Consider the following 13,251-nt stretch of genomic DNA (forward strand, 5'->3'; position numbering starts at 1 on the left):
GGATTCTGTGAAAGTATTTATACAAATTCAATCTTTAGTTTCTTTCCAAATGCATGGGCTATTTTGGTTCTTTTAACCAAAAACTCATCAATAAGCCTATAACACCTACCGGTATCAAGGTCATCAATGCCGTTTGTACGTCATAGATATCTGCTAGATGTCCTACATAAGGAGCCACAAGGCCCCCTAAGGTAATCCCAAGACCTAGCGTAATACCTGATGCAAAGCCTGCATTTTTTGCAAGGTATTTTTGACCTAGTACCGTAATTGGTCCGTATTGGGAGAATACGCCAAAGGCCATTGGAATCATGGCTCCAAAGAAGCCCCACATATTAGGCACAAAAATAAATACTAAAACGGATGGCAAGAAAATCAGATTACCTAAGCGCACAGTTTTAAGAAATCCAAGTCGGTCAGATAAGGCACCACCCATATAGGTAAGGACTGCCCCCATCGTGAAGTACGCAGTAAGGGCCAAACTAGATGCACTGGCTTCACCATTAATAACAGTAATATACAAAATAGGAATAAAGATAGCCAATACAGAGAAGAGTATAGATCGAGAAGCAATCACAAAAAATAACTTACCGAAACTCACCCAATCATTTGTACCGGTACTAAGAACCTTAGCACGGCTTTCACGGTTACCAGTATCAGCAGAATCAGCAATATCAGTATCATCGGTATCAGCTTCACCCTCACCCATAAAGGCATAAAGATATAGCAATACACCAAGTAGAGCGATAAGCGTAAATACCCAAAGGAATTGTCCCCCAAAGACGTAAACACCACCAGCAATAAAGGGTCCCAACGCAAAGCCTGCACTACCACCGACTGCAAAGCGGCCCATGGCGTTACCAATTTCATGAGATTGCGTACGATTTACCAGCAGAGCCGCCTCGGGATGAAATAACGCGGCCCCTACCCCGGCCAAGAGCGACAAAGCAAGAATCATCTCGTAACTCGTAGCCAATGCCATAGTGCTAATCGACACAAGAGTCACCGTAAACCCAACGGGAATAAACCAGGGTACGCGCCACCGATCTGCCACATAGCCCAATACGGGCTGTGCCACGGAAGCCACCACGGTATTACAGAAAATGATGGAAGCCGATTGATAATAATTAAGGCCAAAGTTAGCGATAAAAAACGGTATGAGGGCCGCCAGCGAACCTTGACCAAAGTCATTAATACAGTGAAAAATAGGTGGTCCGTACTTCCGTATAATACGTTTCATATAACCTCCTAAAACAAATAGATGGTTTCCTAATGTAAGACGAGTATATAAAAGCCTGCTAGAAAACTAATTTATAATTATCTGTTAAAATAATATACTTCTATCTAAAATGGTATATTGCTTTCAAAACAAAAAAGGTAGATATAGCCAACACCTAATGCATGTACCATAGGCTTGTTGATCTATACCTACCCTAGTCTTTCATATGTTATGTGGGAAGTACCCTACAATTATAGGCCAAAGCGAGCCATGATTGTATCTACATGTCTTAGCAATTTATATGGATCAAAGCATGCATCAATTTCCTCATCAGTCATGTACTTCTTAATATTTTCATCAGCTTTTAAACCTGTTGCGAAATCTTTGCCTTCAAGCCAGCGTTCCATAGCATGTTTTTGAACCCAACGATATGCTTCGTCACGTACCGCACCTTTGTCGACAAGATGTGTCAAAATTGTTTGGCTGAATACGAGGCCCCCTGTAAGGTTAAGGTTTTTAAGCATAGTTTCAGGGTATACCAACAACTTATCAATGGTGCGAATTGTTAGGTGTAGCATATAATTTAACGAGATTGTCGCATCCGGCAAGATCACGCGTTCTACAGAGCTATGAGAAATATCGCGTTCATGCCACAACGCTTGATCTTCGTAAGCAGATTGTGCATAGCCACGAAGTAAGCGAGCCATACCGCAAATTCTTTCACATGTGATAGGGTTGCGTTTATGAGGCATCGCAGAGGAGCCCTTTTGTTTAGGGCTGAAATATTCTTCTGCTTCGCGCACCTCTGTACGTTGTAAGTGACGAATTTCTAAAGCGATTTTATCCAATGTGCCACCTACAACAGCGATGGTAGACAACAATTCAGCGTGACGGTCACGTTGTACTACTTGTGTAGCGATTTTAACAGGTTCAAGGCCTAATTTTTCACACACATATTGTTCTACGAATGGATCGATATTGGAGTATGTACCAACAGCGCCAGACAATTTGCCAACAGCAACGCTTTTACGAGCATGTTCCATACGTTCAATATCACGTTCTACCTCTGCCATCCACAACGCCAATTTCAAGCCAAATGTAGTTGGTTCGCCGTGGATACCATGGGTACGGCCAATCATAGGAGTATATTTGAACTCCGCTGCACGACGACGCAATACTTCGTGCAAACGCTTTAAGTCATCAATTAAGATATCGCAGGCTTGTTTCATCATATACCCAAGCGCCGTATCTTTCACGTCTGTAGAGGTAAGGCCAAGATGGATGTATTTAGCCGCTTCAGGTCCTACGTATTCGCCCACTGCTGTTACGAAGGAAATGATATCATGATTCGTTTCCTTTTCGATCTCATGAATGCGCTCAACGTCGAAATTGCCCTTTTCCCGAATTGTTTTCGCCGCTTCTTTAGGAATAACACCCAACTCAGCTTGTGCCTCAGATGCGAGGGTCTCCACCAATAACATTGTGTCGAATTCGTTGCGTTCGCTCCAAATATGGCCCATTTCTTCTCGTGTATAACGTGGTATCATGATGTCTCCTTTGCATGATAAAAGCTAGATTTATAGGATTATTGTACCATATGTGAAAGCTCCATTCAACGAACAGAGCCAAATTTTCCGAATGATAATTATATTAATTTTACTTATCGTTCGACTTTAGTTATCAAATCTTAGTTGTTCAATCCTAGAAAAAGGATACCCATATTTAACTACAGAGTCTAAAACAGAAAAAAGACAAACACAATCATACCATTAATAACATAGATAACAATAACCTGAACTATACTCTCTCTTTAATTTCTCATATAGAATTCCACATATAGTTATATAGTAATAAATTAATCAATACTATATCATAGCTATACATTGTGATATATAATAAACATACAGACTAAATGTACTGCGAATAATTGCTCAATCTATACACGAGCTTTATACTAATAGTAACAAACATTTCTACTATGGGGAGGCTTTCATGGCAACTTTAAATCGTAAGGAACGCCGCGCACAGCGCAACGAATCTAATACTATAGGTATTCTATTACGTCTATTCTTTGGGCTTAGCTTTATCGGCTTGGCAGTAGTCCTTTTAGGTGAGTTTGATTATAACTTGATCTTCTCCATCTTTACGTCAGACATCGTCGTATCATTAATTTACGTAATGATGAATAAATCCCACATTACCACATCGTTAGCGGTACATACTAACGTACGCGTTATCATTGCATTTCTCATCATGTTGATTACCATGTTCTTCTATGCTTTCGCATTGTGGCGAGCCGATCAATTCAGCACACCTATGCAAGTCACATTATTCATCGGCGGCGCCATCGTATACCTAGCGGTCTTCAACTCTACGAAAACGATGCTTACCAATCAAAATTAATACAATACATATAATTAATCCTTGAAATATAACTCAGCATGACTCAGATAGAATAAGTATTTCATAGTAATACTTATTACCAATTAATACAATCATTTATTACAACCATAACAAAGAGGCATATCTTACATACATAGTATGTGATATGCCTCTTTATTGTCCTAATACAACAGGAACTGCTAGATATACAGGTTCCCCTCTTCGATTGACAATAGAACCACTGCTTTTAACGATGCGCATTGCTTCCTCTTTGACTGGTTGCGGTACATCCTCTGCGATGAGCGGTGTATGTTCTCCTACGATGACATGTCCATTAACATCAAAGTTAACACGCACTACAGCCTTACCTGTTACGATTGACCTCTTTCCCTGTTCTTGTACAGTTCGTAAATATTCTTGGGGGTTGATATCCGACTTCTGTAAAAGTGCTTGCTGCCCTGGTGTTAGGAGCCCCCACGCAAGATCAGATAGGAAGGATAAATCACTAGCTTCGGCAAAGCCGTTTCCATTGGCATTCGGATCAGATGTTATATCCTTACCCATAGGAGCATTATCAGGCTTAGAGGATTTCCCGTCTTTGGAATCATTTCCACCCGTAACTACAGCTTGTTCATTATTAGTCGTTTCCGATTCTATGGCCTTTGGAACGGACCATTCGCGACGAGCATTAGATGTAGTCTTATTGGCATTTAAATTATGAACACTTTCATCACCTGTATTTTCCGTTACAAGAGGATCCGCCTTAGGCGCAGGCCCTTCTGGAGTCGGAGATTCAACCGGTAGCTTATCCTTAGGTATAGGCTCAATAATGGCAGTCTCTGCATCGCTTTCACTATCCTCAGGCAGATGAAAGCTAACCTCTGCTGCATCATAAGCCACACCTGTTCCAACGATGCCACGTAAGGAAAGCCCCATACCAGAAATAAGCATGACGGTAATGCCTAAAGACACAATAAAAGGTTTCAGATAATGTGATTCAAACATGGAATCACTTCCGTTCCGTAGCGACGCTAATATATTTAGCACCGTTCACCTTGAGCATGTCCAAAAGCTCAATAACCTCGTTATAATACACATCTTTTGAAGCGCGAATCACAAAGGCCTGTTGAGGTGCTTGTGTAACAATAGATTTGACCTCTTGCGCTAAATGATCCGAAGAAATTTCCTGATTATCGATATACAGCGTGTGCGTTGTGGTCAAGGTGATGGTGATAGGTTCGATAGATTTCGCCGTAGACGTCGATGCAGATGGTAAATTAAGCGGAATTTGTTGCTCTGTATTCATGTACAGCGTGCCTACCATGAAAAATACTAATAAAAAGAATACGATATCAATCATAGGAATAATCATGATGGTAGGCTCTTTTTTAACCCCTAACGTGCGTCGTCTCATATATCATGTTCCTCGTTGTACGCATCAAGGATGTTGCCGCACTCATGTTCTAATGTCGCCACAGAATCATTGACCTTTGCTGCACAGTAACTGTGAAAGCCAAGGGCAATAATGGCCACGGTCAAACCTGTAGCCGTTGCCACTAAGGCTTCAGAAACACCACCTGTAATAATGGTCGGAGCCCCAATATCGCCGCCTACCACAGCAAACGCACGAATCATGCCGAGGACCGTCCCTAGCAACCCCAATAACGGAGCCATTGTTACAACCATGCTGAGCCAACTAAGGCCGCGTTTTAAACGTTCATCAGCGTACGACACCACATCTTGAAGGCGATTTTCCAAGCCATTATAATTCTTTGCATTGCGGATAGCACGGGCAAATAAAGAACCAAGTTCCTCTGTATCCCGTTCTAAAACACTTGGTAACAGAATCCAAGATTGGTTCTTCTCTAAGACCTTATTAAAACGGCGCAAGTCCTTTGTAAACTTGCGATATAGAAAGATACGTTCAATGCCAATCATCAAGGTAAACAGTAAAAAAATCACCAGCGGATACATAACAAATCCACCAGCTACAAATAAATGCGCTATACTACTCATACTAACCTCCAAAAGCCACATACCGTTAGGCTCTATCCGGGTTAATTATACCACGTTTTATCCCCTCTAAAACAGATATAGAGCGTAAAACCACAACATTAATAGATATAGGATGATTTGCAAGATAAATATAGACTAATTCGCTAGATAGACATAGGGTAGCTAACGTCCACAGGATAAAATTAGGGTTATAGGGCAAGACCAACACGTTTTGTCCTATAACCCTAAAATTAAAATACAAAAAGGCTGCACTAGAAACGATATATATTCTAGTACAGCCTTTTATGCGTTCCTAAATAGATTAGTCTTTTTTAATAAAGCCTACAATGAAGCCACCTACTGACAGTGCAATGCCTAAACCGCTACAGAACATACCAATAGAATACCACAATGTGTAAGATTGGTTATTCTCAGAAATCGCCTTTGCTGCCGCTTGAGCATTTGTAGCGTTTCTCGCAATTTCCAAATTAGCCGCCCCTGGATCTGGATTTAATAATAGAATCGCAATACCAATAATTAGAACGACTACACCTACAGGTAATAATAATTTTTTGTTCATTTAAATATTCCTCTCCTAACAGTTCATAACATGGCATATACGATTAGGTATTATTTATCGAGTTTGTTCATATCCAAGCGATTTACACTGCCAATAAAGCTATTGTAGGATTCAATCATATCATTGTAATGATCAGCTGTTTGGTCACCTAAGAATGTACGAATTCTACCAATAGTTGTATTTAAATGAGATTTAGCAGAGTTATAGTCTGGACTAGTAATGCTGCTGGACACATCCATGATAGCTTGCAACTCTTGGTTCGCCGCATTTACATCGATTTGCTTGCCTTCTTCAAAGCTATCCAATAATGCAGTTAAACGTAAATGAACTTCTTGAGCAGCAGCTGCATTTTTCTTACCGGAATCTTTAAGTTCTTTCAACTGTTCTTGTTGATTTTCCGTATTATGTTTGTGAATTACAGCATCTAACTGATTATATGCTGCATAGAATTGATCATATAGTTGAACGTATTTAGGTCCTAATTGTTGTTCCTTAGCATAATTATCTGCTTGATATGAATTAGTTTGATAGTACGTATCCAATTCACTTGCTACTGGTACAATGTCCTTTAATACAGCTAATACGTTATCAAGAGGTTCCTTCATATCATCATATGGTATACCAGCATCTTTAGCGGCTTGTAATTTTTGTTGTAAACTATCAAATTTTGGTGCCATAAAGCTTGATAAATGTTGACCCTCTCTTAGTTTTTGAATGGAAGGATTAATAGCATATCCAAAGCGTACGGTGCCACTGTTAAAATTACCAACTGCTTCGATATACTGATTAAACACTTGAATGTCTTTTTGCGATGCCTTTTGAGCGCCTTGCTGCACCCCATTGGCAATCTTAGAAAAACTACATCCACTCATGAATAATGGTGCTGTTAGAGTAGATGCACACAATACGGCTGTTAACATTTTCTTTACTAGTGGTTTCATAATGACCCTCTCTTTTTAATCACACACAAGTAACAGTTTATGATTAAATTATATATCATATATGTTTTTTATGAAAGTATCAACCGTATTTTTTATGAAATTTGTTTCATGAATATACTTTCACAGGCACATAAAAAGGCATAGTATCTGACTACTACAAGTTTTAACCAATAATAGTTTCCATACTATGCCTTTTATGGATACATTTTATAGATCTAAATAAGCATGATAGCTAATCGGAATGTCTTAATAGATAAGTTACGCCAGCTTATCAAATAGGTATGTAGCTATCTACTTATTGTAAAGACTTATCGAAAACGCCAATAAGTTCTTCAACGGCTTGAGATTCGCTCATTTCACCGTCTAAGACAGCAGCTTCGACTTCGCCCATGCGACCTTGAATGACTACATTGTTAAAGAATAGGTTGTGCAAGTGTTCGTCAATCATATCGCGTACCCAACGGAGGGATTGTTCTTGACGGCGTTTTAAGAATACGCCATTCTCTTTACCTTGTTCAGTAAATTCTTGGATTACATCCCACAATTCATCGAGGCCATCCTTTGTGACAGCTGAACATGTATAGGCTTGAGTCTTCCATTTTTCCGTAGCCGGACGGATGTAATGCAACATCCGGTCATAATCGCTACGAGCAATGAGAGCTCGTTTGAGGTTATCCCCATCAGCCTTGTTGACCACAATAGCATCAGCAAGTTCCATAACGCCTTTTTTGATGCCTTGCAATTCATCGCCTGCCCCCGTTAAAACGATGAGCATAAAGAAGTCAACCATGGAGCGCACGGTAACTTCGCTTTGCCCAACCCCAACGGTTTCAACGAGAATGATATCGTACCCAGCAGCCTCGCAAAGTAGCATAGTTTCTCTACTTTTACGAGCCACACCGCCTAGCGTACCACCAGCTGGCGATGGACGAATATAAGCCTCTGGGTGTTTCGTCAACGTTTCCATCCGTGTTTTATCACCCAAAATACTGCCTTTTGTGACTTGACTCGTAGGGTCTACAGCCAGTACGGCAACCTTGTAACCCGCTTCAATGAGCATGTTACCGAAAGCTTCAATAAACGTACTTTTACCGGCCCCAGGCACACCAGTAATACCGATGCGTAATGCCTTGCCCGTACGAGGCAATACAGCTTGCAACACTTGTTGAGCTAGTTTGAAATGGTCCTTATTATTACTTTCTACCAATGTGATAGCCCGTGAAAGTATAACGCGGTCCCCCTGCTCGATACCGCGTACATAATCAGCGACAGTTAATTTCTTTCGCCGCTGTACGGGACGTACCGCTGGAGCCAGATGAGCAGAGCTGGATAAGAGGCCGTCATGCATTTCCTTGACGCCTTTCATTACGTGACACGCGTAAGTGTCATCTTTCTTCGCTTCTTCTGGCACCCAGTCGGGACGATAGGTACTACCCTCGGTGCTTGCGTTTTTTACACCTAATTCAGGGGCTTTGCCTTCACCAGTGGTGAAAGTTGCGTCCTGTGTATTGCGCAATTCATCCGGAGTAGGCCGTTTGTTATCAGTCATGAGACTCGTCTTGAACGTGACTAGTCAATGTTTCTAGTAATTTTTTCGCCGCTACTGGCAAAACTGTACCAGGGCCAAAGATAGCCACTGCGCCATGTTCGCGTAGGAATTCATAGTCCTGAGCAGGGATTACGCCGCCGATGGCAACTAAAATATCTCCACGGCCCCGCTTGTTGAGTTCCTCTACAAGTTGAGGCAATAATGTCTTATGCCCCGCCGCAAGAGAACTAAATCCGACAATATGAACGTCATTATCCACCGCATCTTGTGCTGTTTCTTCTGGAGTTTGGAACAAAGGTCCGATATCCACGTCAAAGCCCATATCCGCGAAGGATGTAGCGATAACTTTGGCACCACGGTCATGACCGTCTTGGCCCATCTTCGCAATCATGATACGAGGACGACGACCTTCGAGTTCTTCAAAGTTATCTGCCATTTGGCGTACTTCTTTAATTACATCGTCATCTTCAAATTCGCTGGAGTATACACCGGAAATAGAGCGAATAACCGCTTTATGACGACCGCATACCTTTTCAACAGCAAAGGAAATTTCACCCAAGGATGCACGAGCACGAGCCGCTTCAAGTGCAAGGGCAAGCAAGTTGCCTTCGCCCGATTCGGTAGCTTTTGTGATCGCTTCAAGACAGGATTGAACCTTTTCTTCATCCCGGTTAGCGCGCAATTGTTCGAGACGACGAATTTGCGCTTCCCGTACAGCCGTGTTATCTACGTCGAGGATATCCAATGGATCTTCTTTATCTAGACGATATTTATTGATACCGATAATCGCTTCACGACCAGAGTCGATACGAGCTTGGCGACGTGCAGCAGCTTCTTCGATACGCATCTTAGGAAGCCCTGTATCGATAGCTTTCGCCATACCGCCAAGGGATTCGATTTCTTGAATATGACCCCAAGCGCGACGAATCAATTCATCAGTCAACGCTTCTACATAGTAGGAACCGCCCCATGGGTCGATAACCTTACATACCTTAGTTTCGTCTTGGATGTAAAGCTGAGTATTACGCGCAATACGTGCGGAGAAGTCCGTAGGCAACGCGATCGCTTCGTCAAGCGCATTCGTATGTAGAGATTGAGTATGGCCCAAAGCCGCGCCCATCGCTTCCATACATGTACGAGCCACGTTGTTGAACGGATCTTGTTCTGTAAGAGACCAACCAGATGTTTGGCTGTGCGTACGAAGTGCCATGGATTTAGGATTTTCAGAGCCGAAACTATTGATAATCTTAGCCCATAACATACGAGCCGCACGCATTTTTGCCACTTCCATGAAGTAGTTTTTACCGATTGCCCAGAAGAAGGACAACCGTGGTGCGAACTGGTCAACGTGAAGGCCTGCATTAACACCGGTACGGATATATTCAAGACCATCGGCCAACGTATACCCTAGTTCGATGTCCGCAGTAGCGCCCGCTTCTTGCATATGGTAGCCAGAAATGGAGATACTGTTGAACTTAGGCATGTACTGGGATGTGTACGCGAAGATATCGCCGATAATACGCATGGACGTAGCTGGAGGGTAAATATAGGTATTACGTACCATGAACTCTTTCAAGATATCATTTTGAATTGTACCAGCCATAACCTTTTTATCTACACCTTGTTCTTCACCAGCCAAGATGTAGAACGCCATTACTGGCAATACGGCACCGTTCATAGTCATGGATACGGACATTTGATCAAGAGGGATACCGGAGAATAGAATTTCCATGTCGAGGATGGAGTCTACCGCAACGCCCGCTTTACCAACGTCACCTACTACACGAGGATGATCGGAGTCATAACCGCGGTGAGTAGCAAGGTCAAAGGCGATAGACAAACCTTTTTGGCCCGCTGCCAAGTTACGACGATAGAACGCATTGGATTCTTCCGCTGTGGAGAAACCAGCGTACTGACGTACTGTCCAAGGACGAGTAACATACATTGTGGAATAAGGTCCACGCAAGAATGGAGGTACACCAGCCATATAGTCAAGGTGTGTCATCCCTTCATAATCCATCTCTGTATAGAGAGGTTTTAGTTGGATTTGCTCCATTGTTGTATTATATAAATCTTCAAAGCTTTTTCCTGTTTCTTTTTGAAGTTCAGCAAGCCATGCATCGCGAGATGTTGCTTTCTGAGATTCCAAGCCAAGAGAGGAGAAGTCTGGATTTTTGAACATGAGCTCACATCCCTTTCTTATCTTGTAACGTATTCAAGATTTCGTAACAATTTGCACGAACAGAAATGAAGTCGTCCACGCCAGCTTCACGGTACACAGGTTCTAAGTCCTTAGGCGGTGCCCCTGCTAAAATAACCGTTACATGCGGCATAGTTTCTTTCAATTCCTTAGCGAGTGGTGGCACCAATTCTGGATAGGTATCATCTGTAGAACAGATAACGACAACATCAGCACCACTTTCACGAGCAGCTTTCGCAGCATCAGCCGTTGTTTCATGGCCATCATTTTTGATAACTTCAAAAGCACCTACTTCGAAGAAGCCTGTGGAGAAGTCCGCACGAGGTTTATGTTGAGGGATTGGGCCCATATTAGCCAAGAATACCTTCACATTATCTTTCGTACGTTGTTTATAATTCTCGGTGCGCATGCGAAGTGCTTCAAACCGTTCAGTCCAACGATGAGCTGAAATGGATTCAATCGTTTCAGAAGCAATATCACCAGCGTCTAAAGCCTTCCGGATTTGACGTATTGTTAATTTATGTAATGCACCGAGTTCAATAAGGCCAATCAAAGCGCCTGGTTCCGTAGTACCTGCTTCTAGGGTAGCCTGTGCTTTCACAACCGCATCTGGCTCCGCACTCGCCAAGTACTCTTCGATTTGAGCAACCCGTTTTTGACGCAATGTTTCTTGATTTTCTGGTTTTGGATCAAGCAATTCTTCAGTCATGTTCGCATACATGTTGTTACCTACAGCCACATCTTTGCGGAATGCAAGGTTTTTGAAGCGTTCATCAAGAACTGCTTTAACTTGAGCTTGTGGATAGCCTTCTTTCAAAGCTGCTATGATGCCACCTTTAGACTCAATAGTTTGGAACTCAGCCCAAATTTTTTCGCATAATTCAGCTGCCAATGTTTCCACATACCAGGAACCGCCTACAGGGTCCACCGGTTGACGCAACTCGAACTCAGTTTGCAACATAACTTGGATGTTACGGGCAATACGACGAGAAAAATCGTCAGCCTTGCGAATTGGTTGGTCGAATGGGGACACTTCAAGACTGTTCAAACCGCCTACAACACCAGAGAATGCTTGTGTTGTATTACGCAACAAGTTTACATATGGGTCGTATACAGTTTTTGTGAAAGCCGATGTTCTGCCGTGTACATGAACGGCACGGTCAGCTTCTTCAGCACCGAACGCTTCCATGATGCGCGCCCAAAGTACGCGCAATGCACGCAATTTAGCAATTTCCATAAAGAAGTTTGCACCCAAGGAGAATGTAAACATCATGCTGTTAGCAATAGTATGAATATCGATGTTCCGTTGTGCTAATTGACGCACGTAGCAAACGGCTGTTGCCAATGTATACGCAACCTCTTGCACATCATTAGCGCCACCATTAGCATATACATCGCCAGATACGAGTACAGTTTTAAGCTCTGGAGCTTGTTCTTTAGCCCATACAACAGTATGTGCCATTTCATCAAAGGCTGTATCTAAAGACATATGCAATGTGCCATCTTTAGCCCAAACACCAATAGGGTCTGCACCAACGAGACCTTTCAAGTCAGAAGTCTGTTTTTTAGAGCCTTTCACCGTAGCCGCTAACATACCGAGCAAGATAGCTGCAGAAGCACCTGTTTCAATGTATAAAGGATTTTCCTTCAAATTAAAACGCTCAATCAATTGTCTACAATCATCCATAGTAGACAGAGATGTACCGCCGATACCAACAGCTGCGCCTACTTGCACATCTTGATCATGGCGTGTTGCTTCATCAAGGCGAATATTGTGAATGGTGCCACCTTTTACAATTTCGTATAAACTTGCATGGTTAGCATCCTTAGGAAAGGATTCGTCTACATATTGGGATACGCCCCAAGAGTCTTTAATATAACCACTTGCCTTTGTGCCACGTAGGAACTCACCTGCTCCAGGGTATACACCCTTTGGAATTTTTTCTCCATGCAATGCAGGCGTGTAAATTGGTTGTAACGTAATTCCCTCATAGGTTTTAGTGAACATCTTCTTATGGAAGTCGCCACCTTTTAACGCTTTTTCAACCTCGGCCTGCCATTGTTCATACGTAGGTTTCTTAAACTCATCAAAGGATACAGGTGCTAATAAATCGCGTTCAGCATCCTTTGAAGTCTTTTTGTCAGACATATATGTGCCTCCTTTTCAACTCGAAACCATACCGAGAAACAGCGCACCGTACCTGCGAATTGTTAGATATATGAATCACTCGAGTTTTATCTTATTGGACCACATCAACCTCAAAATGTGTCCATCTGTTTAATATCTATAAAACCTGATTCCTATACTCAACATCCACTCTAAGGGCAATAAAAAACGTGCCACCTAAAAGTGACACGTAAGGTTTCTTATTGAAAGGTACACTAAAA

At 42.2% G+C, this 13,251-nt stretch carries 11 protein-coding genes; 1 reads left to right on the forward strand and 10 read right to left on the reverse strand.

Going from position 1 to position 13,251, the window contains the following annotated elements; translation table 11 throughout:
- Nucleotides 1–58: 58 nt before the first annotated feature.
- Nucleotides 59–1,237 carry an MFS transporter gene (locus DW000_RS03540; RefSeq protein ID WP_120055079.1) on the reverse strand — a complete coding sequence of 393 codons (1,179 nt, stop codon included), beginning with the start codon at nt 1,235–1,237 and terminating at the stop codon, nt 59–61.
- A gap of 230 nt (nt 1,238–1,467) precedes the next feature.
- Nucleotides 1,468–2,763, reverse strand: coding sequence for an adenylosuccinate lyase (gene purB / locus DW000_RS03545; RefSeq protein ID WP_008714679.1), 1,296 nt, complete (start codon nt 2,761–2,763; stop codon nt 1,468–1,470).
- A 445-nt stretch (nt 2,764–3,208) separates the two neighbouring features.
- Between purB and DW000_RS03550 the strand changes: the two genes are divergently transcribed.
- The gene (locus tag DW000_RS03550) at nt 3,209–3,619 is read left to right on the forward strand and encodes a CAAX protease (protein WP_120055081.1); all 411 of its coding nucleotides are present in this window, start codon (nt 3,209–3,211) and stop codon (nt 3,617–3,619) included.
- Between the two features lie 153 nt (nt 3,620–3,772).
- On the opposite strand, the gene DW000_RS03555 is transcribed toward DW000_RS03550, so the two are convergent.
- From DW000_RS03555 to DW000_RS03590, 8 genes are all read right to left on the reverse strand, one after another.
- Nucleotides 3,773–4,603, reverse strand: coding sequence for a hypothetical protein (locus DW000_RS03555; RefSeq protein ID WP_060919465.1), 831 nt, complete (start codon nt 4,601–4,603; stop codon nt 3,773–3,775).
- Nucleotides 4,604–4,607: 4 nt separating this feature from the next.
- Entirely contained in the window at nt 4,608–5,012 is a 405-nt protein-coding gene (locus tag DW000_RS03560) for a biopolymer transporter ExbD (protein ID WP_060919466.1), read from the reverse strand.
- Nucleotides 5,009–5,614: a MotA/TolQ/ExbB proton channel family protein gene (locus DW000_RS03565; protein ID WP_060919467.1), complete on the reverse strand. Its 606-nt coding sequence runs from the start codon at nt 5,612–5,614 to the stop codon at nt 5,009–5,011. Before DW000_RS03565 ends, DW000_RS03560 begins: the two co-directional genes overlap by 4 nt.
- Before the next feature lie 301 nt (nt 5,615–5,915).
- The gene (locus DW000_RS03570; protein WP_004698152.1) at nt 5,916–6,173 is read right to left on the reverse strand and encodes a hypothetical protein; all 258 of its coding nucleotides are present in this window, start codon (nt 6,171–6,173) and stop codon (nt 5,916–5,918) included.
- A gap of 50 nt (nt 6,174–6,223) precedes the next feature.
- Complete coding sequence (locus DW000_RS03575) at nt 6,224–7,114, reverse strand: DUF3829 domain-containing protein (RefSeq protein WP_120055083.1); 891 nt, start codon at nt 7,112–7,114, stop codon at nt 6,224–6,226.
- A gap of 295 nt (nt 7,115–7,409) precedes the next feature.
- Nucleotides 7,410–8,663, reverse strand: coding sequence for a methylmalonyl Co-A mutase-associated GTPase MeaB (gene meaB / locus DW000_RS03580; RefSeq protein ID WP_004694551.1), 1,254 nt, complete (start codon nt 8,661–8,663; stop codon nt 7,410–7,412).
- Nucleotides 8,656–10,845 carry a methylmalonyl-CoA mutase gene (gene scpA / locus DW000_RS03585; protein WP_060919469.1) on the reverse strand — a complete coding sequence of 730 codons (2,190 nt, stop codon included), beginning with the start codon at nt 10,843–10,845 and terminating at the stop codon, nt 8,656–8,658. Before scpA ends, meaB begins: the two co-directional genes overlap by 8 nt.
- 4 nt (nt 10,846–10,849) lie before the next feature.
- Nucleotides 10,850–13,012, reverse strand: a complete 2,163-nt coding sequence (locus DW000_RS03590) for a methylmalonyl-CoA mutase family protein (protein ID WP_120055085.1) — start codon at nt 13,010–13,012, stop codon at nt 10,850–10,852.
- Nucleotides 13,013–13,251: the final 239 nt, after the last annotated feature.

The sequence above is a fragment of the Veillonella sp. AF36-20BH genome, from assembly GCF_003602765.1.
GTDB classification, from domain to species: domain Bacteria; phylum Bacillota; class Negativicutes; order Veillonellales; family Veillonellaceae; genus Veillonella; species Veillonella hominis.

Coding starts and splice junctions, on each gene's coding strand:
- DW000_RS03540 (WP_120055079.1), bottom strand. CDS start 1,237: ATGAAACGTATTATACGGAAGTACGGACCACCTATTTTTCACTGTATT.
- purB (WP_008714679.1), bottom strand. CDS start 2,763: ATGATACCACGTTATACACGAGAAGAAATGGGCCATATTTGGAGCGAA.
- DW000_RS03550 (WP_120055081.1), top strand. CDS start 3,209: ATGGCAACTTTAAATCGTAAGGAACGCCGCGCACAGCGCAACGAATCT.
- DW000_RS03555 (WP_060919465.1), bottom strand. CDS start 4,603: ATGTTTGAATCACATTATCTGAAACCTTTTATTGTGTCTTTAGGCATT.
- DW000_RS03560 (WP_060919466.1), bottom strand. CDS start 5,012: ATGAGACGACGCACGTTAGGGGTTAAAAAAGAGCCTACCATCATGATT.
- DW000_RS03565 (WP_060919467.1), bottom strand. CDS start 5,614: ATGAGTAGTATAGCGCATTTATTTGTAGCTGGTGGATTTGTTATGTAT.
- DW000_RS03570 (WP_004698152.1), bottom strand. CDS start 6,173: ATGAACAAAAAATTATTATTACCTGTAGGTGTAGTCGTTCTAATTATT.
- DW000_RS03575 (WP_120055083.1), bottom strand. CDS start 7,114: ATGAAACCACTAGTAAAGAAAATGTTAACAGCCGTATTGTGTGCATCT.
- meaB (WP_004694551.1), bottom strand. CDS start 8,663: ATGACTGATAACAAACGGCCTACTCCGGATGAATTGCGCAATACACAG.
- scpA (WP_060919469.1), bottom strand. CDS start 10,845: ATGTTCAAAAATCCAGACTTCTCCTCTCTTGGCTTGGAATCTCAGAAA.
- DW000_RS03590 (WP_120055085.1), bottom strand. CDS start 13,012: ATGTCTGACAAAAAGACTTCAAAGGATGCTGAACGCGATTTATTAGCA.